Source organism: Psychrobacter sp. ANT_H59 (assembly GCF_008369225.1).
Taxonomy (GTDB): domain Bacteria; phylum Pseudomonadota; class Gammaproteobacteria; order Pseudomonadales; family Moraxellaceae; genus Psychrobacter; species Psychrobacter cryohalolentis.
In genome coordinates this window covers 165,159-187,499 of record NZ_VOBE01000003.1, presented here as the reverse complement: position 1 = coordinate 187,499, position 22,341 = coordinate 165,159, and the positions used below count along the sequence as shown (strand labels likewise).

Below are 22,341 nucleotides of genomic sequence, written 5' to 3'. Positions count from 1 at the left end.
TCAACCTTTGCATTATAGGATGTTTGATGTAGACTCATCGACATCAATACCTATTAATTAAAGATGACACCATGTCTATAGTCAATAAATATCAACTGGTCGGTATGCTTGTCGCCGCTTTGCTGCTAAGTGCTTGTGAGAAAACGCCGCCTGATTATCGTGCTACTGTCACGCTACCGCTTTATATTGAAGGCGATGCCGATAATGGTGCACTCATATATCAAGATGCTTGTGGTCAGTGTCATCAGTTAAACCCCGGTCTCAATAAAAAAGGCCCACAGCTGATGAATATTTATGGCGCGCCGGCAGCGGAACTTGCAGATTATACTTATAGTGAAGGACTTAAAGCCTCGGGTTGGGTATGGGATGCTCAAACGCTTGATACTTATATTGCGGATGCTGAAAAAGCCATGCCAGATTCTAAAATGCTGTCAGACCCGATGCCAGATTCTAAAGAGCGCGCTGATGTGATCGCTTACTTGTCTACCCTTCGCGCAGCTGCCCCAAGTGTTGAAAATGATAAATAACCCTTACCTGATACCTTTTTTTCCTCACAAATTAAACCCATAATCGCCTTAACGCAGCCCCTAATATGCCCCTTTCATCGAAACATCAGCTGATATCAGAAACGCGTCCTCAAACGGTGCCTAGTGCTGCTGATTATAGCCATAATCAGCAAAAAATTGCTCAGTTAATGGCGCAATTGAATCAAATCGTATTGGATAAATCGCAAGTAGTTAAGCTTGCGCTTAGTGGTATTTTAGCAGGTGGTCATTTATTGCTACAAGACTTGCCGGGTATGGGTAAGACGACCTTGGCACAAGGTTTAGCCCAATTATTAGGCTTGAGCTTTAGCCGTGTGCAGTTCACCAATGATATGCTGCCTGCCGATATATTGGGCATGAGTATCTACGATCAAAATAAGCGCCAATTTGAGTTTCGAGCAGGTCCTATCTTTACTCAGCTGCTGCTCGCTGATGAGATCAATCGCTCAAGCCCCAAGACCCAGAGCGCCTTACTTGAAGCGATGGAGGAGCGGCAAGTGACACAAGATGGGCAAAGTTATCCCTTACCCAAGCCATTTTTTGTGATAGCCACTCAAAACCCTTTGCAGCAAGCAGGTGTTTACCCACTTCCTGAATCGCAGCTGGATCGATTCTTATTGTGCTTATCGCTTGGTTATCCATCAGCTGCAGCAGAGCGGGCATTGTTAAAAGGTCAAGATCGCCGCGAGCTTTTAAACAGTTTGGGTGCGGTGCTTGATACGGAAGCGGTGTTATTGGCGCAGCAAGGGGTTAAGCAGGTATACATCGCAGATGTGGTCTTGGATTATCTTCAGCGTCTGGTCGCAAAGACGCGAGCAAGCCAAGAGTATCATGGGCTGTCGCCGCGCGGTTTATTGTCGCTACAGCGCGCCGCGCAGGCTTACGCCTATGTATCAGGACATATGGAGGTCACGCCTGAAGATATTCAAGCGGTATTTGCTGCAGTCACTGACCATCGTTTGGGTCAGCGTTTTGTGCCAGCCCATGTCACTGGCGGGCAAGCTACCCCGACCATTTCTCAACGTATTTTGGCAGAAGTAGTAGTTATTGTTTAAATGTTTATGATTCGATAAATGCTCATCTAAAATCATTTAACACTGAAGGTGATTCTCTAATTGGTTATTCAACATATTGGTATCGAACGCTTTCTCTGAATATCAATGATATTGTCAATTTTATGGTAATGATAGGGTAGCCATGAGCCTTTTGCCAAAAGCTTTCACCGTACCAGCCACTTCAGCATTAAGCCGTTGGTTCGCCTCGCGTGCGCCCAAAAGTGACAGCGCCAAACTCAATTTGCGTAATGTCTATATTTTTTTTAGCCGGGAAGGCATGCTATTTGCGGTGCTGCTGATCATTACTTTTATTGCCGGTATTAACTATGGCAATAACTTGGTATTAGGTTTATGTTTTTATTTGGTCAGCGTCTGGCTGATCAGCTTTCATGTAACCTTTGCGCACATTTCAGGTTTGCAAGTACGTTTGCTTGAGGTGACTATGGCAGAAGCAGGTGCACCTGTTTGGGTGACTTTGCAGCTGCGCAGTGAGAGCCGTCAACCAAGACGGCAGTTGTTATTTAGCTTTGAGCAGACTGATGACAAGGCTAATAGCAAGAAAGATAAAAACATCAGCAAAAAAATTAAACGTAGCGCTGATAATAAACAGTCAATACTGGTGACACGACTGCAAAACGAGCAAATTATTCGCTTGCCTGTACCGACGCAGAATCGTGGGCAGTTTGAATTACCACGGTTAAAAATAAAAACGGTTTACCCTTTGGGCATTATGCGGGCGTGGTCTTACGTTTATTTTGCCCGTACTGCTTGGGTCTATCCAAAACCTGAAGTATTTGATTGGCAAGCGCAGTATGCAGTTGCCAGTCAGGAGGATTTACCAACAGGCGGGCAATATCGGCAAGGTCAAGATGACTTTGAGCGGCTAGATGTCTATATCGAAGGAGAGTCACTGGCACGGGTTTCTTGGGGACATGTGGCACGCGGTCAGGGTATGCTTACCAAGCATTTTGCCGATCCTGTTGGTCACGAGCAAACCTTGGATTATGCCGATATGCCAGCGGCGAATCATGAACAGAAGCTGGCACAACTGGCTCACGGCACGCTCATATTAGGGCAATTGGGTGTGCCGTTTAATATGTGCTTACCAAATGAGGCACCGTCTGAATTTTCCTCTGCGCTGATGATGGGCGAGGGCGACAGCTTTGCACAAGCGTGCTTGCTAAGATTGGCAAAAGCGCCATGAACAATTCTAAACGATCTTCCTCAAATGACATTGAAAATGTATCAATCGATTTTCTTACTAAAAACTCTACAGAGACAGCCGTTTTTGAGCAATTGGCAACGGGTCAAAGCACCCGCGCTAGTGTTGAACACGGTTACGGTAGAAAATGGTATCGCAATTTTTTAGCGCTACCAGCCTATTACTGGGTATTAATTGCCCAAGTCATTGTTATTTTACCTCATGCGGCACACTTACCATTATGGCTAATGGGTTTTGCTGTCGTCAGTATTATTGCCCAATTGCCACGCATCAAAGTGCGGTTTAAAAAAATAGCATATTTAAAACGCGTCTATCAAGGCATGCAAATGCTTGGCTTCTTATTGGGGCTGGCAGGATTGTGGCTGACCTACAATACGGCGTTTGGACTGGATATGGGCGTCGCATTTTTAGTGCTATGTCTCATCAGTAAGCTGTGGGAATTGTATAAGCGGCGCGATGCTTATGTGGTCTTAAATTTATCACTATTCGTGCTTGCCGCGCTGTTTTTGATGGATCAAGGTCTTGTTACGACTTTAGAAGTAATCATCGGTGCTGTCATTATCTTGTTGGCATTTATTGCGCTCAATGACGATGGCAATACTCGCGGTGATGGTCGTCTGCGCACCTTGGGTGTATTAGGTCTTGGGGCACTGCCATTATTGGTTGTATTGTTTTTATTCTTCCCGCGCTTACCACCGCTATGGTCAGTACAGCTGTCGGGTCAGCAAGCAACCACTGGCGTCTCCGATAGTATGTCGCCCGGTGACTTTGCTAATTTGGGACAATCGACTGAGCTGGCTTTTCGGGTAGAGTTTGCAGATAAGCGCCCACCGCAGCAGCAGCTGTACTGGCGCGGCTTGGTATTTAGCGATTTTGATGGGGTTACATGGCGTCCTAGCCCTCAGCAACAACAATGGCGGCCTGCACCGCAAATGCCTGTTTGGATTGAGAACGCCTTTGCTACTATCCCTGATGAAGTGAAAGTTGCGCCTACCAGCTATGAGATTATTTTAGAACCCACACAACAAAACTGGCTATTTGGCCTCGATTATCCTTTTGCCCAGCGCCAAGACATCAGTATTACTTCAAACTTTACCCTATTAAAAGACCAGCCCGTTACTCAGCAGTTCCGTTATGACGTATTACAGTTTGCGCCGATGCGCATTGACCCTGTTCTGTCTGAAGCATTACGGCGTCTGAATCTTGCTCTGCCAGCTGATGGCAACCCACAAGCACGCGCACTGGCAAAGCGATTATTTGCGCAATCTGGCTCAGATCCAGTGCGCTATATTGCAGCTATTGAACGCTGGATTAATCAAACAGAATTTCGTTATACACTATCACCGCCACGGCTGAATAAGAACCGTATTGACGAGTTTTTATTTGAGACCAAAGCGGGATTTTGTGAGCATTATTCTTCAAGTTTTACGTTTATGATGCGGGCAGCTGGTATACCTGCGCGGGTCGTGGCAGGCTATCAAGGTGGCGAGCTAAGCCGCGGCGGCAATGTTTGGGAAGTTCGGCAGAAAGATGCACACGCTTGGACGGAAGTTTGGCTTGAGGGTCAAGGCTGGGTACGTGTTGATCCGACAGCTTTTGTTGCGCCTGAGCGCGTCGAGCAAGGCATGGATGCGCTGACGCAGTCGCAGGGAGCGGCGATGTTCGGTGATGGCGCTAGTGCGCAAATCAGCTATCAGCAGTATCAAATGCTACAAACCTTGCGCCGCCTCTCAGATCAAGCCAGCTACTATTGGCAAAAAGACGTCGTTGGTTACGATCAGGACAAACAAGCTGATTCGCTACTCAAATGGTTTAACATCCGCTCAGTGATGCAGCAAATTATTTGGCTAGCGGTGAGTGCTATTACCATCATGGTGACTTTGGTTTTTGTCATTTGGCAACGCCGCCGCAAGCGCTGGCATCCAGCAGATCTGCCACTTGCACAGCTATCAAAACGTATTGGCAAGAATAATAAAACGTTGGCTAGGTTTGAGAGTGAAGGGCAATTGGCATGGCTTGAACGCTTGGCAATGTCACTTGATACAAGTGCTCGTCCAAAACCTGAAGCAAACACAGGGACAAATACTCAGAGTAGTAGTCCTAGTCAGTTGGTAGACAGCAATGCTTTAACAGTGGCTCAAATAAAAATAGAGCAGATTAAAAAGGATTATCGTCAGCTGCGTTATGGGCGTTTGAGCACGATAGATATGAGTAATAATGAGTACCAGCAAGTACTTAAGCAGCTAAAGAAAAACGTAAGGGAATTACCAAGGTTATACTGATTTGTGTGTGGTAGATGCACTAAAGTAAAAGTACTTAGATTATTTTAAAGCAATAAATAAAGGGGTAGCTCTATGGCGATATACGTCGATTTTATGCAGATAGAGTTTAAAGGCTATAAGTGGTGCCATCTGCTGGCAGATACCTTGCAAGAGCTGCATGATTTTGCTGCGTTGATTGAAGTGGATGCGCGCTTATTCCATCGTCATGCCAGTTACCCGCACTACGATGTCACCGTACAAATGCGCGAAATTGCCATTGAGTATGGTGCTATCCCTGCCGATCGAAAGAAGATTATAGAATGTGCAAAGAAATTAAAAGTAGAGTTGCATGAGCAAATAGCACGCTCTGAGCATTGCTAATAAATAAGTTAATATTCTAGAGATAGAAAAAAGGTGGGTTGCGATTTGGCTACCCACCTTTTTATTTATTAAATTTTTTGCTAGAAATTTACTTGGTAATAGCTGCCTTACTAACACTGTTGAGCGCTTTTGAGATGTTAGCAATCTCGGTATCGCAACCTTTAATGTTATGACGATTTTTTAAATACTCAGGATTATTATATGACAGCCATACTTTTTTATCGGCATCTTCGCTGATGAGAATTTTTTGCGGTAAGTCGATGGCGACGCTTTGCTCGCATTGCATCAATGACGTACCCGCTTTTGGATTACCAAACATAATGACTTGTGTTGGTCTTAATGTTAAATCGACACCCTGTGCATTTTTTTGATGATCGACGCGTGCGAATACCTTCATACCTTTGCTTTCAATAATCGCTGCCAGCTTATCAGCGGTATCTTGCACGGAATGAGGACTTTGCATCGTAACCAAACCTTTTTTAGTATTGATAGCAGTCATCGTGTCTGGCGTTGATGGCATCTTATCAGGTGCGTTTAAAATATTTTCAACACTGGCGCAAGAGGATACAGCCAAAGCTAGAGCAGCAATAGAGATAATCTTAAGCATAAAAATTCCTTTTTTATAGTGGTCATTTATTCAGTGAGTGATGGTTGGCAACATCGAGTCCTTATAGTGCATCATTACATTGTGCGTAATAAACGGTGCATAGTAAAGAGTCGCTTTGCAACATGCCTTAACGAATTATTAAGCCAAATGATCTGCTAGATAGTCCACCAACAGCCTAATTTTTGGCGATAAATGACGATTGTGCGGGTAGACTGCCCATATCCCTTCTTCTTGCTCTCTATATTCGTCCAATACTGTCATTAAACGACCGGTTACTAGATGTTTTTGTACATAATAATCTGGCAGTTGTACGATGCCAAGCCCCTTTAGCGCTGCATCAACCAAGCTATAACCGCTGTTATAGCGTATCTTACCGCTCACGCGTATATTGCGCTCTGTATCCGCTTCTTTAAAATGCCAATAATCAAGTGTACCCAATAAGCAGCTGTGTTGACTGAGTTCATCCAAGGTTTTTGGGCGACCATATTTTTCAAAATAAGCGGGCGATGCACAGACAAAGTTGGTACGGTGACTGAGTTTTTTTGCCATCATCGTAGAGTCGCTCAGCTTACCGATACGTATTGCCAAATCATAACCACCTTCAATCAAATCAATCTTCTGATTGCTCAAAAAAGCCGTCACTTCGATGTCACTATATTGCACCATAAAATCATTTATCAGTGGCAATAGCTGCTGCTCTCCATAGGTGACAGGAGCTGTCAGATTGATTCGACCTTGCGGTTTGGACTGCAAATTACTGACCGCTTGCTCTGCGGCATCTAGTCCATCAAGGATGCTGCGGCAATGCTGATAAAACACCCGCCCTTCTTCTGTTAGCGACACTTTACGCGTGGTTCGATACAGTAGCTTGGTATTGAGCCGCTTCTCCAGTGCAGTGACTTGCCGACTCACTTGCGCCGTCGAGATGGCAAGCTTGGACGCCGCTTTAGTAAAGCTCTCAAATTCTGCCACGTAAACAAACTCACTGATACCATCCCACTTCATGATTATTACCACTGTGTAAAAGATATTTGCAAATATGCTATATTATCATTAGCAGGGAAGTAATATAAAATAATCACACTATTAAAATTCAACCATTAAAAAGAGAGACTTTTATGTCAGATAAATTTATCAAATCAAAAGCCGCCATTGCTTGGGGGCCTAATCAGCCATTATCGATTGAAGAAGTGGACGTCATGCTACCGCGTAAAGGCGAAGTATTGGTTAAAATCATCGCCAGTGGCGTTTGCCATACCGACGCCTTTACCTTATCTGGTGAAGACCCAGAAGGCGTATTCCCAGCTATTTTAGGTCATGAAGGTGGCGGTATCGTTGAGCAAATCGGTGAAGGCGTGACTAGCGTGCAAGTGGGTGACCATGTCATTCCTTTATACACCGCAGAGTGCGGCGAATGTAAATTCTGTACTTCAGGTAAAACCAACTTATGCTCAGCGGTACGTGAGACTCAAGGTAAAGGCTTGATGCCAGATGGCACCACCCGTTTTTATAAAGACGGTCAGCCAATCTACCATTATATGGGTTGCTCAACCTTTTCTGAATATACGGTATTGCCAGAGATCTCTTTAGCCAAAGTCGACGCCAATGCACCGTTAGAAAAAGTTTGCTTACTTGGTTGTGGTGTGACCACTGGTCTGGGCGCAGTCATGAATACCGCTAAGGTGGAAGAAGGCTCGACCGTGGCTGTTTTCGGTCTTGGTGGCATTGGCTTAGCGGCCATCATCGGTGCAAAAATGGCAAAAGCCAGTCGTATTATCGGTATTGATATTAACGAAGATAAATTTGAGCTCGCCAAAAAGCTAGGCGCAACTGATTGCATCAATTCTAAAGATTATGACAAGCCTATCCAAGAGGTTATCGTTGAGATGACCGATGGCGGCGTTGACTACTCATTTGAGTGTATCGGTAATGTCGATGTTATGCGTTCAGCGCTTGAGTGCTGTCATAAAGGCTGGGGCGAGTCGGTCATCATCGGTGTCGCTGGTGCCGGCAAAGAAATCTCAACTCGCCCATTCCAGCTAGTGACTGGTCGCGTCTGGCGTGGTTCAGCTTTTGGCGGCGTCAAAGGACGTTCAGAGCTGCCCGGCTATGTCGATCGTTATATGCAAGGTGATATTCCATTAAATGACTTTATCACTCATACGATGCCATTAGAGGACATTAATGAAGCGTTTGATTTGATGCATAAAGGCGAGAGTATTCGTACGGTTATTCATTTTTAACTTGAAGCAGTTATAAAATTAGCACTATAGACAGAAAAAAGCCGCTCCTATCATAGGTATCATAGGAGCGGCTTTTTTCTGTCTATCTTTTAGTCCTTTTTAAAGCTATGCATGTCTTCTAACATCCCCGTAAACCTCTCGTATAGCCATGGCTCCATATCATCGACCACTTGATTATAAAAATGCGGACCTACGGTTTCGATGATAAAATCCAATAAGAACTTAGCGGGCAAATTGCCAATATCGATATCGAATTCCTCATTCATATAAACCCGTAGTTGATCTAAGATAAGGATCTCAGTTTCATCTGATAGGGTGATTGGTTTATCTTTATTCATACAAATGGTCCTACTAAAAAATCTTAATTTATTCTTTCATATTGGATAGCTGCTCTAAAATATTGACATAATTGTCCATGCCTTGTGCGCCACTAACCAAGTGCTGCTCATTAAAAATGATAGCAGGGACGCTTTGAATACCTTGCCTTTGCCAATGCTGCTCTACTTCACGTACGTCATTGGCAAACCGCTGGTCTTCTAAAACCGTCAACGCTTCTTTACCATCTAACCCAATCTCTGCAGCAATATCGGCAAGTACCCTGATATCAGAGAGGTTTCTATTATCGGTAAAGTGCGCGATAAATAATGCCTGCTTTAACTCATGCATTCGCCCTTGCTGCTCAGCCCAATGCAAAAGCTGATGCAGATTAAAGGTGTTGTGCATACGCAAGTCATCATTAAAATTAAACTCAAAGCCGACCTCAGAACCTGCCTCGGCTATTCTAGTGCGGCTAGCGTCTGACTCGGCTTTGCTTGAGCCATATTTCTCCATGATATGCTCACGCATGTTTTGACCCTCGCTTGGCATATTAGGATTTAGCTCAAACGGATGCCAATGTATCACATGATCAGTATTGGTTTGCTCTAGTGCTGCTGCTAGTTGGCGATAGCCGACGACACACCAAGGGCAGACGACGTCTGATACGATATCGATACGTAGTGGCTGCTCTGATGTTAACTGCTCTGAGTTTTCCATATGTTTCACCTAATTTATTGTCTGTTTTTATCTAATGAAGTACCATTTGAAGTAAGCTTTCTTACCTGAAGCTGACTGTAATCAATATGCTTATTAAGCGATACTTATCAAACAATACTTATCAAACGATACTTATCAAACGATACTTATCAAACGATACTAAGAGAAAGGCTAGGTGATTACAATGGCGGATAAGTTACTAATGATAACTACCAGCCATAATCATAAGCCAACTATTAATTATGGCGGCTTAAACTGGGTAGCCATCATAAGAATGGCTTGAGAAATTATGTAAATAGGCAATTTAATGAGCTTTATAGAGTACCAAATGAAACCTTATATAGAAACAGAGCGTCTTTATCTTAGACAGTGGCAAGCAAGCGATTTTGCAATATTTGCTGCTATGAATGCCGATCCAGAGGTTATGAGGTATTTCCCCAAGCTTTTATCAGCTAAAGTGAGCGATATTATTGCGAGTAAATGCCAGCAGCTGATTGAAGATAATGGTTGGGGATTTTGGGCGCTCAGTTTAAAAGAGGGTTCAGAAAAAAATGATGCCTTTATTGGTTTTGTTGGCTTAAATCAGACGCATGCTGATATGTCTTTTGCTCCCTGTGTTGAGATTGCTTGGCGACTGCGTAAGGAGTTTTGGGGACAAGGCTATGCAACTGAAGCTGCTCGTGCGTCTTTAGATTTTGCTTTCAGCGAGCTAGCGCTTGATGAGGTGGTTGCATTCACTACTGTGATTAATAAGCGCTCTCAACTGCTTATGAAGCGTATCAGGATGACTGATACGCAAAACAATTTTTATCATCCTGCACTTGAGTCAAATCATCTACTCGCTGAACATGTGCTATATAAGATCACTCGGCAGCAGTGGCAGGCAGTTTAAGTAGCTTTAGAATGAGCGTTGCCACATCAGAAGAGAATACCTTAATGTATTACCATCTCATTGTGAATGGCTATTTCCATTATTTAAATGTACTAATGACTCATTGCATATAAACAGTGTGCAATGCCTTAAATAATTTTTATAAGACAAGGTGCCTATTTTCATTTAAAGTGTTATTGATAAAGCGATTGATAGCTAGATGAGGTATCAAACAGCGTTGATGGTCCTTTAACACCACTTATCCCATTAATTTCATCAATGCCTCCAAAGCACATTCAATATCTAAGAATATTGAGCCAAGTTTATCATTCAGTTTAGCCCTAATATTCATTGCAGTCTTGTAACCTGATGAAGTCATGATCACATAGTTTTTCACACCTTGAATCATAATACGGTCGGTGCTACCACGAGCCAATTCGCGACCAATACGATCACCCAGTGACAATAAAAGCTGCATAGCTCGAATGCGCTCTTCATCGACGCCTTTTGATAGGGCTAATGAAACCATTATTCATTATTCATTCAGTGTTAAAGGCAAATGCTTCAATATTTGCTTCAGTCGTCTAAAGCTTTCTGAAGTAATCACCTTTTTTTTAATTATTAAATTTTTACTACGCACTATTTTCAGATATTTTAATGATAAAAAATTATCCATAACTTTTGATGATGCCGATATTTACTAGACGTATACATCAAAAGAATGATATACAATTACGAGATAAAAATAGTCTGGGCTTCTTTATCATAATTTAGCGACCCAAACCTTTGGATTCTAATCCCACCAGTTGTCATACCAAATAGCGTATAGCAGCGACATCAATCCTACATCTGTGTTCACCATCCTATCATTTTCGGGTATGCGATAGTGCGCCGGTGTAAATCAGCACGATTACAATTTCTACCCTAAGGAACCTATATGAGTATCAGTCAGGCAATCGAAAAAATCGAAGCACGTTACGCCCATCAACCTGAGTTTATTCAGGCAGTAAAAGAAGTTGCAATCACGATTGCGCCACTATATGACTCTCATCCTGAATATGATGCTTTCAAAGTTTTTGAGCGCTTGGTTGAGCCTGACCGCGTGATGGGTTTCCGTATCAACTGGGAAAACGATAAGGGCGAAGTACAAGTAAATCGCGGCTGGCGTGTCCAATTTAGTAACGCGTTAGGACCTTATAAGGGCGGTATTAGATTTCACCCAACCGTCAATCAATCGGTTTTAAAGTTCTTAGGTTTTGAGCAAATTTTTAAAAATGCCTTGACCGGTTTGCCAATGGGCGGCGCTAAAGGTGGTTCTGATTTTGATCCAAAGGGCAAGTCAGACAACGAAATCCGTCGTTTTTGCTATGCTTTCATGCGTGAGCTGCATCCCTATATCAATAAAGATACGGATGTACCGGCAGGTGATATCGGCGTTAGCGGACGCGAAATCAGCTATATGTTTGCCATGTATAAAAACCTAACCCGCGAATACGGCGGTGTATTGACTGGTAAAGGCGTAGGGTTTGGTGGCAGTTTGATGCGTACGGAAGCGACGGGCTATGGCGCGGTTTACTTCTTAGAAAATATGCTAACGGCTCAAAATGAGCGCATAGATGGTAAGCGAGTACTGGTTTCAGGCGCGGGTAACGTCTCTCTACATGCTGCTGAAAAAGCTCATATGCTGGGCGGTGTTGTGGTCACCGTATCTGATTCGCAAGGTACCTTGTATGATGAGACGGGTCTAAATCAAGAAAAAATCAACTGGTTAAAAGCGCAAAAAGCAAAAAGCCAACCATTAGCAGATTACGTTGCGGTCTATGGTGGCGAATGGTTCGCTGGTCAAAAACCTTGGCATATCAAAGGCGATATCGCTATTCCATCAGCCACGCAAAACGAAGTGAATGAAGACGACGCCAAGCTGATGGTTGAGAACGGCATTAAGTATGTGGTTGAAGGCGCTAATATGCCATTGACTGCAGAAGCGATTGATCATATTCGCTTGCATCGTGTGCACTATGCTCCAGGTAAAGCGGCAAATGCAGGCGGCGTGGCAGTATCTGGTCTTGAGATGTCACAGAACTCAGTACGTCAGTACAAAACTTTTGAAGAGATTGATGCGCGTTTAAAAGTTATTATGAAAAATATTCATGACGGCGCTGCTGAAGCCTCAGAAAAATACCATCAAACTGATAAAGGTTATATCGATTATATGACTGGCGCTAATATCGTCGGCTTTAAACGTGTTGCCGATGCCTTAGTTGCTTATGGTATCTTGAACTAAGAACGGTTTATAGATCATACTACAGTCGATTCAATTTAAAAAGAATACAGTACTGTTGGGATAAATTTTGCGAAGCCTCTGGAGTGCGAAGCGCACAGCAAGCGAGAGAAATTTATCCCAGCATAATGCTATTCTGAACGTAACTCTTTTATATTGAACTCACTATAAGACATAAGTTGTTAATGTCATAAATTCTTTTCATAAACCAAAAGCCCCAATCATTCATTGATTGGGGCTTTTTACGATTTAAAAGAAAATGGTGAGGCTATAAGGTTTAGCGCCATTCACCTTTAGCCATAATACCTTCAATAGGATTTAGCCCCATTTGATAGGCTAAATCAGCAGGGCGAGTGATATCCCAAAGCGCCAAATCCGCATCACAGCCAACTTCTATACGCCCCTTAAAAGTTAGACCTAATGCTTGAGCAGCATGAACCGTTGCCCCTGACAAGACTTCTTCAGGAGTTAAATAAAACAGAGTACAGCCCATATTCATCGCTAATAGCAGTGAGGTCAGCGGTGAGGTACCTGGATTACAGTCAGTCGAAATTGCCATTGGTACTTGATGTTTACGCAGTTCTTCGATCGGTGGCAACTTGGTATCACGTAGGGTATAAAACGCGCCTGGCAACAGTACAGCCACCGTATTACTTGCTGCCATTTTTTTGATATCGTCTTCTACTAAGTGCTCAAGATGGTCGCTTGATAATCCTTGATATTCAGCAACTAAGGCGCTAGCGCCTATATTTGATAGTTGTTCAGAATGCAGTTTCACTGGTAAGTTTAATGAGCGTGCGACTTCAAAGACGCACTTAATCTGCTCAGCAGTAAAGGCAATGTTTTCACAAAAGCCATCGACTGCATCGACCAAGCCCTCGCTATGCAAGATTGGTAACCACTGGCAAACTTGCTCAATATAGTCATCGACACGATCTTTGTATTCAGGTGGTAAGGCATGAGCAGCTAAATAAGTGGTGCTGACATGAATGTTGTGTTTGTCACCGAGTGCGCGGGCAACTTTTAGCATTTTGCGTTCAGTTTCTAAGTCTAGTCCATAACCAGATTTAATCTCGATACTGGTCACACCTTCTTTGATAAGCGCCAGCAGACGTTTTTCACTCTGTGCAAACAATTCTTCGGTATTGGCTTCGCGAGTGGAACGAACTGTTGAGACAATACCGCCACCTTGGGCAGCAATATCTTGATAGTTGGCACCGTGTAGACGCGCTTCAAACTCATTGCTGCGGTTGCCGCCATAGACGATATGAGTATGGCAATCTATCAATCCAGGCGTTATCCAATGACCATCAGCGTCTGTGATTTGCTGACGCTGATAATGGGTGAGATAGGGTGTTATTTGCGTATGCGCCCCAATCCATGCAATTTTGCGGTCTTTGATGCCGATAGCAGCGTTTTCTAATTGACCATAAGGCGTGCTTTTTGCGGCTGCGGATATACTGTCTTTATTGTTAGCATAAGTATCGAAACCATATTGCGCTGAAAAAGTCGCAAGATTGGCATTGATAATAATATGGTCAAACGTTGTTAAGTCATCCATAGCATCGGTAGTATTGATAGAGTCGTCAAGTATCTGTTCGCTAGAGTTGTTCATAATAAGCTCCTGCTTAACACTGATAATCAGGTAAATATATAAAATTCATTTCTAAAGTTAAACTTATAAGCCTTTATCTATAAATTTAGTAAATGCTGCTCGATAATAGTAGCCAAAAGACGAGCGGCAACTTTGCAGCTACGCGAATCAATATCAAAAGTAGGGTTAATCTCAGCAATATCGGCTACTTTTACCTTACCAGAGGACAAGATAAGTTTGACCGCGCGCTCAACGAAACTGAGCTCAATACCGTAGGCGGCTGGCGCACTAACGCCGGGTACGACGCTTGATGGTAAGCAATCCATATCAATGGTTAAATAAATAATATCAACGCTCTCGATAAAATCTGCAATTTGAGCTGCGATTTTCTTCCATTTTTTATTGGTACAATCTTCATCACTGATGATATCCACGCCCAATTGCTCAGCACGATCAAAGAGCGCAGCAGTGTTAGAGAAACGACTGACGCCAATACAACAATAATTAAATGGCTGACCTTGCTCGTCAAGATGCTCGGCAATTTGTCGAAATGGCGTACCCGAGGTAGCGACATCAGACTGACGAATGTCCAGATGCGCATCAAAATTGATAATGCCAATACGCGGTAGCGCATCTGTATCACTATTAGTGTCTGTCTGCTGTAGCGCTTGCCACAATCCTAAAAAGCTACCATAAGCAATAGCATGACCACCGCCAAGACCGATGGGTAAGCCGCCTTGCTTGATAATCTGGCTTACCTTATCGGCATAATTGAGTTGTGCTTGTTCTAGCATGTTTGCGGCAAATTCATCATGATCATGGCAGTGAATATCACCCGCATCACCCAGTAAGGTTGGCAGTTGATTGTCAAAGCGCTGCTGTAGCTCAGCGATGACTGGCAGTGCAGCAAACGCCTGACGAATCAATGGCGGTGCGGCTTTTGCGCCCACACGTCCTTGATTGCGCCTGACACCTTGGTCACAAGCGAAACCGACCAGCCCAATACGCTGGCCGTTTTGCTGACTGGTGCTATCAAAGGCATAAGGCTGAGCCAACTGATACCAGTAGCGAGCGCGAGCTGTCTCAAACGGCTCCGCACGTCCTGTCCAGCGACTCATATCAGCTACCGTGTGGCTCACGGCTTCTGTATGGGTAATCGTGCTTGCTGCTTTATTTGTTAGAGATGTCATCGCCAGATTCCTTTTTGCAATCAGCCTTTATTTAGAGTCGTACCAATTACTACGCAATGACTGCCAATGCTCAGCAAGCGTACCGTCTAATACTAACTGCTTGGCCGCTTCGATATCAGGGGCTAGATAGCGATCTTTATCATAAAAGGTTACTTGCTCGCGAAGTTTCTGATGTGCCATAGTCAAAGGCTCTGAGGTCTCTAACCCACGATGGAAGTCGATACCTTGACCAGCAGCCAAGAGCTCAATACCGATAATGGTGGCGGTATTTTGCGCCATCTCATATAAGCGACGGGCGCAATAAGTTGCCATCGACACATGATCTTCTTGATTGGCAGAAGTTGGAATGCTGTCGACACTACCGGGATGGGCGATAGATTTATTCTCTGAGGCGAGCGCCGCTGCAGTGACATGGGCAATCATAAAGCCTGAGTTGACTCCAGCATTATCCACTAAGAATGGTGGTAAACCACCTGACAAAGTAGCATCGATCAGCAAAGCGATACGGCGCTCAGACATAGAACCAATCTCAGCAATGGCCAAAGCTAAAATATCAGCAGCAAAAGCCACTGGCTCAGCATGGAAGTTACCACCTGAGATGGCAACTGGACCGTCTTCATTGTTAAAGATAAGTGGATTATCGGTTACAGCATTAGATTCAATCAATAGCGTTTTGCCTGCTTGATTGATGATATCGAGGCATGCACCCATCACTTGCGGCTGGCAACGCAGGCAGTAAGGATCTTGTACTCTGTCGTCTTGCTCGCCATCGTGTGAGGCGCGAATGGCACTGCCTTTAATGAGCTGACGATGTGCTTTGGCGATTTCAATTTGACCATGATGACCACGTACTTCATGAATACGCGCATCAAATGGCGCATCTGAGCCTTTAGCCGCATCGATAGACAGTGAGCCGACGATGGTTGCCGTCTCAAGCAAATCACGTGCTAAGAAATAACCCCGTAGTGCCAGTGCGGTAGACACTTGAGTGCCGTTAATCAGGGCAAGACCTTCTTTTGCCGCAAGGGTGATTGGCTCAAGACCATGCTGTGCTAAAGCATCAGCGGCCAGTACTTTGTTACCATCAACATAAACATGACCTTCGCCCATCATCGCCAGTGTCATATGCGATAAAGGTGCGAGATCTCCTGAAGCGCCAACTGAGCCTTTGGCAGGGATGTTTGGGGTAATTTGGTTATTAATTAAGCCCAGTAAGCTGTCGACCACGGCGCGGCGGACGCCAGAAACACCTTGTGCCAAACTGGTGACCTTCATTACCATAATCAGTCGAACCACGTTGGCTGGTAATGCTTCACCAGTACCCACCGAGTGAGACACGATAAGATTACGCTGTAATAGTTCTAACTGATCATCGCTGATACGGGTTTTTGCCAACAGACCAAAACCGGTATTGATACCATAAGCGCTTTTATCGCGGCGGATAATCGTTTGTACATCTTCGTGTGAGGCGTCTATTGCCTCATAAGCGCTATCAGGCAAGGTCAATATGACGGGCTGCTCATAGATATCGCGTAGTATCTCAAAGCTAAGCTGACGTGGCTGTAGGGTTAATTTTTTGATAGCAGTCATGGTGGTAATCCTAGGGTTAAATGTTATTAGCTGTATTTATTATATGGTGGAGTATTGATGTTGTGCCTGTATTAATAGGTGCAATCTATCCTAACTTATCCAGCCGAAAGACATTGCCAAATGTCCAAAAGCTGCTGCCAGTAAGATACTAAGTGCTACACGTTGGAACCAAACGATGACCATTTTCCCAACAGAGATAGGAATCTCAGTTGCTAGTACACAAGGAATCATGGCAGAAAAGAACAGCACACTGCTAATAGAGATGACGCCGGCGACATAACGGGTCAACATATCCGCTTCACTGAGCAATAATGCGGGTAAGAACATCTCAGCCAATCCTGCAGACATGCCTTTGGCAGCGACGAGCGGCTCTGGCAAACCGCCCAACCAGGTAAAGGGGTAAAGCAGTAAACCTAAAGCGTCAAATACTGGCGTGTACTTGGCCAATAATAAACCAGTGAGTCCAACGGCGATAATAGAGGGCACAATAGCGGCTGCCATTGTCAAGCCATCACGAAAGTTGGTCCATAGAATTTGTTTAAAATCTGATGCACGGCGTGACGTGGACAAACCTAGCTCATATGCCGCTTTTAGACGCGTGCCTCTTTTGTAGTCTAAATTTGGACGCTCAACCTTATTATCAAACCGACTAATTGGTGGAATACGGGCAGTGATGGCAGTGACGATAAAGGTAATCACTAGCGTTGACCAAAAAAACAGATTCCAAAATTCCATCAATCCCAGTGTTTTGGCAACGATTACCATAAACGCAGCTGATACAGTTGAAAAACCAGTCGCAATGATAATGGCTTCACGCGCAGAATATTGCTTTTGCAGATACACACGATTGGTAATTAGCAGCCCAATCGAATAACTGCCAACAAAAGAGGCAACTGCATCAATCGCTGATGCGCCCGGCGTTTTCCAGATAGGTTTCATAATCGGCTGCATCAGCACACCAACCATCTCAAGCAAACCAAAACCCACTAAAAATGCCAGAATCAAAGCCCCAAGCGGCACAATCATACCAACGGGTAGCGCCAGTTTTTCAAATAAAAACGGCAGCATATCTTTTTCCATCATAAAGGCTGGAGCGTTATCAGTGATATACATTACAGCTAATACCAGTCCCAGTACTTTAAAGACAGTTAGGATTTTATGGGTGATGTTTTTGCGCCATGAACCATCAATAAACGGTTTACTTACCCCAAATATCATCAGCATAAATAACAAAGTTACAGATAAAGTATGTTGCTGATTGACCAGATAAGTTGCGCCATGGTCGAACAAAATCGTGCTTTTTTCACCAATGGTAAATGGCACAAAAAACATCACCAAACCGATCATACTAAAGACAATCAGTTGCAGTAGTGCAATGGGTTTTGACAGCAATGTCTCTGGCGTTGTCGTATCGGGCACGGTGTTAGCAACTTGCTCAGTTTTCCCTAGTTGTAGGGTATCTTGCTTGGTCATATTATCTTCCTTGATAAAATTATGTTATCTACAGGTCTACGAAAAATTACTTAATCATAGGAAGATTTAGACCGTAATCTTTGGCAGTTTTAATCGCCAACTCATAGCCAGCATCGGCATGACGCATAACGCCAGAACCACAATCGTTGACCAGTACTCGCGCTAAACGCTTGGCTGCGGCATCAGTACCATCGGCGACGATGACCATACCTGAGTGCTGCGAGTAACCCATGCCAACACCGCCGCCATGATGCAATGATACCCAAGTAGCGCCGCCTGCGACATTCAGCATACCGTTTAATAATGCCCAATCCGATACCGCATCTGAGCCGTCTTTCATACTTTCTGTTTCGCGGTTTGGACTAGCAACAGAGCCGGTATCCAAATGGTCACGACCGATGACGATAGGACCTTTAAGCTCGCCGTTTTTGACCATCTCATTAAAGGCAAGACCTGCTTTATCACGCTCCCCTAGACCTAACCAACAGATACGTGCTGGCAGACCTTGGAACTGAATGCGCTCTTTTGCCATATCAAGCCAGCGATGAATATGTTGGTTTTCAGGGAACAGCTCTTTAATTTTTTGATCGGTTTTATAGATATCTTCTGGATCACCTGATAATGCGACCCAGCGGAAGGGACCTTTGCCTTGGCAAAACAGCGGACGAATATACGCAGGGACAAAACCCGGGAAATTAAAGGCATTTTTTACGCCTTCATCAAACGCCACCTGACGGATATTATTGCCATAATCGGTCGTTGGAATGTCCATTGCCTGCAAGTCTAGCATCGCCTGTACGTGTACGGCACAAGACTGAGCGGCAGCTTTGGTTAATGCTGCATGTTGCTCTGAATCTTCTTGTGCAGCTTTCCATTCTTCTACTGTCCAGCCACTTGGTAGATACCCATTAATCAAATCATGGGCGGAGGTTTGATCAGTAACCAAATCAGGTTTGATTTCGCCTGCATTGGCACGCTTTACCATCTCAGGCAAGATGTCTGCTGCATTGCCAAGTAGCGCGATTGAGACGGCTTCACCTGCGGCAGTATGTTGCTTAATCAGCTCATAGGCATGGTCAAGATTGTCAGCTTGTTTATCGACGTAGCCCGTACGCAAACGGAAATCAATACTAGACTGCTGACACTCGATGTTTAAAGAGGTGGCTCCAGCAAAGGTCGCGGCTAGTGGCTGCGCGCCGCCCATACCACCAAGGCCAGCAGTCAAAATCCAACGTCCTGCCCAGCTACCGTCATAATGCTGACGACCAGCTTCGACAAAGGTTTCATAAGTGCCTTGAACGATGCCCTGAGTGCCGATATAAATCCAGCTGCCCGCAGTCATTTGACCGTACATAAACAAGTCTTTACGATCAAGCTCGTTGAAATGCTCCCATGTTGCCCAGCGCGGTACAAGGTTGGAATTGGCGATTAATACGCGCGGGGCATTTTCATGGGTTTGAAAAACGCCAACTGGTTTGCCAGATTGCACCAATAAGGTTTCATCGTCTTCTAATTCTTTAAGTGACGCTAAAATTTGATCATAGCTTTCCCAATTACGGGCTGCGCGTCCGATACCGCCATAGACGACCAAGCTCTTTGGATTTTCAGCCACATCAGGATGTAGGTTGTTTTGTAACATACGATAAGGGGCTTCGGTCAGCCAGCTCTTACAGTGTAGCGTACTGCCAGTTGGCGCCGCGATATTGCGACTCTCGTCACGGCGAGTATATTCGGGGGTTTTGTTCAATCCATTATCAGTAGTCATGATCATATCCTTGTGATATCTGTTGAGGCAATATGGCAATCAAAGTGAGTCTTGTACGGTCAGTTTGCTAAATTTACTAATACTGCCGTAAAGTTGTATATACAAATTATCAGGAATCATTTTTTCATGCAAGTTTTTTTTCTTTGTTGCAGCATTATTTTTGTGAGTGATTAGACAAATGTGCAGCTCCTATATGGTTTTGCTGAGGTTTGTATGATTATCTCGTGTTACTATGGCGCTATTCTTATTGGTAAAACTAACGGTTAAAAATGGATACGATAAAGGCGATTCCAGCATATCAACGCATTAAAAATGCGATATTGGACAATATTCATTCAGGTAAATGGCAGGCGGGCAATGCGATTTCTACCGAAATGGCGTTGGCAGAAGAGTTTGGTGTCTCTCGTATGACGGTCAACCGTGCTTTAAAAGAATTGAGCGAAGAGCGAGTATTGGAGCGCCGGCAAGGGTCGGGGACGTTTGTTGCGCAGCAACAGTTTAATCATACATTTGTAGAAGTGCGTAATATTGCCCAAGACTTAAAGTCTGCCAATCGTGATTATCAAGCAAAAGTTGTCAGTAAGCGTGGCATTACTGCTGCTATGCTAAACGATGAGCTACGGCGTAAATTTGGTCTTGAGAAGGTGGTTGAAACTTCTGAATCGAAAGAAGGTAAAAGTATTGATAGCGAAGCCGCTGTTTTATATGAGGTCAAGATTATCCATTTTGCGGATGGTCAGCCGATACAGTTTGAAGAGCGCTGGGTGGATGCTCTAAAGGTTCCAGAGTTTATCGAGCAAGATTTTAGCGTGGTCAATACCAGTGATTATCTCATTGCCAAAAGCCCACTGGAGCGCGGTAGCTATACTATTCGAGCACTAGCCGCACCCGATGAGATTGCAGCGTTACTACAGATTACCGCGCAGTCGCCTACATTGGTACTTTGTCGTCAAACTTACTCAGCGGGTCAAGTACTGACTTTTGTCAAAATGTGGCATGCAGGTGAGCGGTACCAGTTTTCAGGGGAACTATAACAACCTTACGCATATTCACTATTTTTGTACGTTTATTCTTTCTAAATTGCGTTAATATACGCATGAGCAGATGTTTAATGGGCAGATTTAGAATAAGTATTTGTCATAAAATGCCTCAAATTTTCAAGAATAAAATAAAACCAGCATTGAAAAATATGCTGTGTATCCTCAAATTGAGCAGTCACAGTCAAATAATACCAAGCAGATATTTATGATGATATCTGCTTGTTCTTCAGTACGATTTTATTGGCAGGACATATTTTGCTTTATTTGACTCAGTCACTTTTATTTACTCACTATGATAAGGACGTCTTATGAAACGTCGCACGCTTTTAGCCCTTGCCGCAAGTACCGTATTGCTTGCCGCTTGTGGTCAATCACCTACCAATGATGCTGAAATCAAGGCAACTGATACCGCTGCAAGTGGCGGTTCTGATTTGCTACAGCGTATCAATAACGGCGGCACTATCAACGTCGGTACCGAAGGCACTTATCCTCCATTCACTTATCATGATGAGAGCGGCAAACTGACCGGCTATGATGTCGAAGTGACGCGTGCCGTTGCTGACAAACTTGGCGTTAAAGTTGAGTTTCAAGAAACCCAGTGGGATGCAATGCTCGCAGGTTTGGACGCCAAGCGTTTTGATATGGTTGCCAACCAAGTCAGCTTGACCACGCCTGAGCGTTTAGCAAAATATGATAAAGCGCAAGCGTATAGCTGGTCGGGCGCAGTGGTTTTAGCGCCAAAAGATGATAACCGTTATAGCTCGTGGGAGGCTTTAAAAGGTCTGCGTAGCGCTCAATCACTGACCAGCAACTATGGTGAGCTTGCAGAGCGTTATCAAGCTGAAGTCATCCCTGTTGATGGTATGGCTCAAGCGATCCAGCTGGTCAAACAAGATCGCGCTGACTTTACCATGAATGACAATCTTGCCATTTTGGATTATCTAAAAAAATTCCCAGATGCGGCGCTTGAGATTAAATTGACGGCCCCTGTCAGTGAGCAAACCGGTTCGGGCTTGGTGTTGATAAAAGGTGATGATGCGGTATTGGCAAAATTAGACGAAGCCATGGCAGCATTGGCCGCTGATGGAACGCTCACCAAACTGAGCCAAGAATTCTTTGGTGCTGATATAAGTCAACAAAAATAATGCTAGCTTCTATAACGTCAGTGTTAGCAGATTTATTGGCATT

20 protein-coding genes are annotated in these 22,341 nt (G+C 44.2%); 10 read left to right on the top strand and 10 right to left on the bottom strand.

All coding sequences use genetic code 11. The features are described from left to right. The first annotated feature begins 71 nt into the window (after positions 1 to 71). The 5 genes from FQ083_RS06405 (at position 72) to FQ083_RS06385 (ending at position 5,464) form a co-directional block, all read left to right on the top strand. On the top strand, positions 72 to 527 hold the full coding sequence (locus tag FQ083_RS06405; RefSeq protein ID WP_011514266.1) for a c-type cytochrome: 456 nt from the start codon (positions 72 to 74) through the stop codon (positions 525 to 527). Positions 528 to 592: 65 nt separating this feature from the next. Continuing rightward, positions 593 to 1,600 carry an AAA family ATPase gene (locus tag FQ083_RS06400; RefSeq protein ID WP_149409267.1) on the top strand — a complete coding sequence of 336 codons (1,008 nt, stop codon included), beginning with the start codon at positions 593 to 595 and terminating at the stop codon, positions 1,598 to 1,600. Positions 1,601 to 1,742: 142 nt separating this feature from the next. Next, positions 1,743 to 2,804: a hypothetical protein gene (locus FQ083_RS06395; RefSeq protein WP_149409266.1), complete on the top strand. Its 1,062-nt coding sequence runs from the start codon at positions 1,743 to 1,745 to the stop codon at positions 2,802 to 2,804. Beyond that, positions 2,801 to 5,104, top strand: coding sequence for a transglutaminaseTgpA domain-containing protein (locus FQ083_RS06390; RefSeq protein ID WP_149409265.1), 2,304 nt, complete (start codon positions 2,801 to 2,803; stop codon positions 5,102 to 5,104). Before FQ083_RS06395 ends, FQ083_RS06390 begins: the two co-directional genes overlap by 4 nt. A 72-nt stretch (positions 5,105 to 5,176) precedes the next feature. Next, positions 5,177 to 5,464 (top strand): DUF4031 domain-containing protein, encoded by a 288-nt coding sequence (locus FQ083_RS06385; RefSeq protein WP_020444115.1) that lies wholly within the window; start codon positions 5,177 to 5,179, stop codon positions 5,462 to 5,464. An 88-nt stretch (positions 5,465 to 5,552) separates the two neighbouring features. On the opposite strand, the gene FQ083_RS06380 is transcribed toward FQ083_RS06385, so the two are convergent. After that, positions 5,553 to 6,071: a DUF302 domain-containing protein gene (locus tag FQ083_RS06380; protein WP_149409264.1), complete on the bottom strand. Its 519-nt coding sequence runs from the start codon at positions 6,069 to 6,071 to the stop codon at positions 5,553 to 5,555. Positions 6,072 to 6,209: 138 nt separating this feature from the next. Then, positions 6,210 to 7,076, bottom strand: a complete 867-nt coding sequence (locus FQ083_RS06375) for a LysR family transcriptional regulator (protein WP_149409263.1) — start codon at positions 7,074 to 7,076, stop codon at positions 6,210 to 6,212. 113 nt (positions 7,077 to 7,189) lie between these two features. Between FQ083_RS06375 and FQ083_RS06370 the strand changes: the two genes are divergently transcribed. Next, the gene (locus FQ083_RS06370) at positions 7,190 to 8,314 is read left to right on the top strand and encodes an S-(hydroxymethyl)glutathione dehydrogenase/class III alcohol dehydrogenase (RefSeq protein ID WP_149409262.1); all 1,125 of its coding nucleotides are present in this window, start codon (positions 7,190 to 7,192) and stop codon (positions 8,312 to 8,314) included. Between the two features lie 89 nt (positions 8,315 to 8,403). Here the strand turns inward: FQ083_RS06370 and FQ083_RS06365 are convergent, their stop codons facing one another. Both FQ083_RS06365 and FQ083_RS06360 read right to left on the bottom strand, forming a co-directional pair. Continuing rightward, on the bottom strand, positions 8,404 to 8,652 hold the full coding sequence (locus FQ083_RS06365) for a DUF2164 domain-containing protein (protein WP_149409261.1): 249 nt from the start codon (positions 8,650 to 8,652) through the stop codon (positions 8,404 to 8,406). 28 nt (positions 8,653 to 8,680) lie between these two features. Then, positions 8,681 to 9,349 carry a DsbA family oxidoreductase gene (locus tag FQ083_RS06360; RefSeq protein ID WP_149409260.1) on the bottom strand — a complete coding sequence of 223 codons (669 nt, stop codon included), beginning with the start codon at positions 9,347 to 9,349 and terminating at the stop codon, positions 8,681 to 8,683. A gap of 328 nt (positions 9,350 to 9,677) precedes the next feature. Between FQ083_RS06360 and FQ083_RS06355 the strand changes: the two genes are divergently transcribed. After that, complete coding sequence (locus FQ083_RS06355) at positions 9,678 to 10,241, top strand: GNAT family N-acetyltransferase (protein ID WP_149409259.1); 564 nt, start codon at positions 9,678 to 9,680, stop codon at positions 10,239 to 10,241. A gap of 238 nt (positions 10,242 to 10,479) precedes the next feature. On the opposite strand, the gene FQ083_RS06350 is transcribed toward FQ083_RS06355, so the two are convergent. Then, positions 10,480 to 10,749: a hypothetical protein gene (locus tag FQ083_RS06350; protein ID WP_149409258.1), complete on the bottom strand. Its 270-nt coding sequence runs from the start codon at positions 10,747 to 10,749 to the stop codon at positions 10,480 to 10,482. Between the two features lie 408 nt (positions 10,750 to 11,157). On the opposite strand from FQ083_RS06350, the gene gdhA reads away from it, so the two are divergent. Then, positions 11,158 to 12,504, top strand: a complete 1,347-nt coding sequence (gdhA, locus tag FQ083_RS06345; RefSeq protein WP_149409257.1) for an NADP-specific glutamate dehydrogenase — start codon at positions 11,158 to 11,160, stop codon at positions 12,502 to 12,504. A 274-nt stretch (positions 12,505 to 12,778) separates the two neighbouring features. On the opposite strand, the gene hutI is transcribed toward gdhA, so the two are convergent. From hutI to hutU, 5 genes are all read right to left on the bottom strand, one after another. Next, positions 12,779 to 14,116, bottom strand: a complete 1,338-nt coding sequence (hutI, locus tag FQ083_RS06340; protein ID WP_149409256.1) for an imidazolonepropionase — start codon at positions 14,114 to 14,116, stop codon at positions 12,779 to 12,781. Positions 14,117 to 14,193: 77 nt separating this feature from the next. Continuing rightward, positions 14,194 to 15,285, bottom strand: a complete 1,092-nt coding sequence (gene hutG, locus FQ083_RS06335; protein ID WP_149409255.1) for a formimidoylglutamase — start codon at positions 15,283 to 15,285, stop codon at positions 14,194 to 14,196. A 27-nt stretch (positions 15,286 to 15,312) separates the two neighbouring features. Further along, entirely contained in the window at positions 15,313 to 16,875 is a 1,563-nt protein-coding gene (gene hutH, locus FQ083_RS06330) for a histidine ammonia-lyase (RefSeq protein ID WP_149409254.1), read from the bottom strand. 90 nt (positions 16,876 to 16,965) lie between these two features. After that, positions 16,966 to 18,348 carry a YjiH family protein gene (locus tag FQ083_RS06325; RefSeq protein WP_149409253.1) on the bottom strand — a complete coding sequence of 461 codons (1,383 nt, stop codon included), beginning with the start codon at positions 18,346 to 18,348 and terminating at the stop codon, positions 16,966 to 16,968. Between the two features lie 46 nt (positions 18,349 to 18,394). After that, positions 18,395 to 20,113 carry a urocanate hydratase gene (hutU, locus tag FQ083_RS06320; RefSeq protein WP_149409252.1) on the bottom strand — a complete coding sequence of 573 codons (1,719 nt, stop codon included), beginning with the start codon at positions 20,111 to 20,113 and terminating at the stop codon, positions 18,395 to 18,397. Between the two features lie 269 nt (positions 20,114 to 20,382). Between hutU and FQ083_RS06315 the strand changes: the two genes are divergently transcribed. Continuing rightward, entirely contained in the window at positions 20,383 to 21,147 is a 765-nt protein-coding gene (locus FQ083_RS06315) for a UTRA domain-containing protein (RefSeq protein WP_149409251.1), read from the top strand. A gap of 314 nt (positions 21,148 to 21,461) precedes the next feature. Beyond that, positions 21,462 to 22,298, top strand: coding sequence for an amino acid ABC transporter substrate-binding protein (locus FQ083_RS06310; protein ID WP_149409250.1), 837 nt, complete (start codon positions 21,462 to 21,464; stop codon positions 22,296 to 22,298). Positions 22,299 to 22,341 lie beyond the last annotated feature (43 nt).

What these genes read in the sequence shown, in the direction of transcription:
- FQ083_RS06405 (WP_011514266.1), top strand. Translation starts at nt 72, where the DNA reads ATGTCTATAGTCAATAAATATCAACTGGTCGGTATGCTTGTCGCCGCT.
- FQ083_RS06400 (WP_149409267.1), top strand. Translation starts at nt 593, where the DNA reads ATGCCCCTTTCATCGAAACATCAGCTGATATCAGAAACGCGTCCTCAA.
- FQ083_RS06395 (WP_149409266.1), top strand. Translation starts at nt 1,743, where the DNA reads ATGAGCCTTTTGCCAAAAGCTTTCACCGTACCAGCCACTTCAGCATTA.
- FQ083_RS06390 (WP_149409265.1), top strand. Translation starts at nt 2,801, where the DNA reads ATGAACAATTCTAAACGATCTTCCTCAAATGACATTGAAAATGTATCA.
- FQ083_RS06385 (WP_020444115.1), top strand. Translation starts at nt 5,177, where the DNA reads ATGGCGATATACGTCGATTTTATGCAGATAGAGTTTAAAGGCTATAAG.
- FQ083_RS06380 (WP_149409264.1), bottom strand. Translation starts at nt 6,071, where the DNA reads ATGCTTAAGATTATCTCTATTGCTGCTCTAGCTTTGGCTGTATCCTCT.
- FQ083_RS06375 (WP_149409263.1), bottom strand. Translation starts at nt 7,076, where the DNA reads ATGAAGTGGGATGGTATCAGTGAGTTTGTTTACGTGGCAGAATTTGAG.
- FQ083_RS06370 (WP_149409262.1), top strand. Translation starts at nt 7,190, where the DNA reads ATGTCAGATAAATTTATCAAATCAAAAGCCGCCATTGCTTGGGGGCCT.
- FQ083_RS06365 (WP_149409261.1), bottom strand. Translation starts at nt 8,652, where the DNA reads ATGAATAAAGATAAACCAATCACCCTATCAGATGAAACTGAGATCCTT.
- FQ083_RS06360 (WP_149409260.1), bottom strand. Translation starts at nt 9,349, where the DNA reads ATGGAAAACTCAGAGCAGTTAACATCAGAGCAGCCACTACGTATCGAT.
- FQ083_RS06355 (WP_149409259.1), top strand. Translation starts at nt 9,678, where the DNA reads ATGAAACCTTATATAGAAACAGAGCGTCTTTATCTTAGACAGTGGCAA.
- FQ083_RS06350 (WP_149409258.1), bottom strand. Translation starts at nt 10,749, where the DNA reads ATGGTTTCATTAGCCCTATCAAAAGGCGTCGATGAAGAGCGCATTCGA.
- gdhA (WP_149409257.1), top strand. Translation starts at nt 11,158, where the DNA reads ATGAGTATCAGTCAGGCAATCGAAAAAATCGAAGCACGTTACGCCCAT.
- hutI (WP_149409256.1), bottom strand. Translation starts at nt 14,116, where the DNA reads ATGAACAACTCTAGCGAACAGATACTTGACGACTCTATCAATACTACC.
- hutG (WP_149409255.1), bottom strand. Translation starts at nt 15,285, where the DNA reads ATGACATCTCTAACAAATAAAGCAGCAAGCACGATTACCCATACAGAA.
- hutH (WP_149409254.1), bottom strand. Translation starts at nt 16,875, where the DNA reads ATGACTGCTATCAAAAAATTAACCCTACAGCCACGTCAGCTTAGCTTT.
- FQ083_RS06325 (WP_149409253.1), bottom strand. Translation starts at nt 18,348, where the DNA reads ATGACCAAGCAAGATACCCTACAACTAGGGAAAACTGAGCAAGTTGCT.
- hutU (WP_149409252.1), bottom strand. Translation starts at nt 20,113, where the DNA reads ATGACTACTGATAATGGATTGAACAAAACCCCCGAATATACTCGCCGT.
- FQ083_RS06315 (WP_149409251.1), top strand. Translation starts at nt 20,383, where the DNA reads ATGGATACGATAAAGGCGATTCCAGCATATCAACGCATTAAAAATGCG.
- FQ083_RS06310 (WP_149409250.1), top strand. Translation starts at nt 21,462, where the DNA reads ATGAAACGTCGCACGCTTTTAGCCCTTGCCGCAAGTACCGTATTGCTT.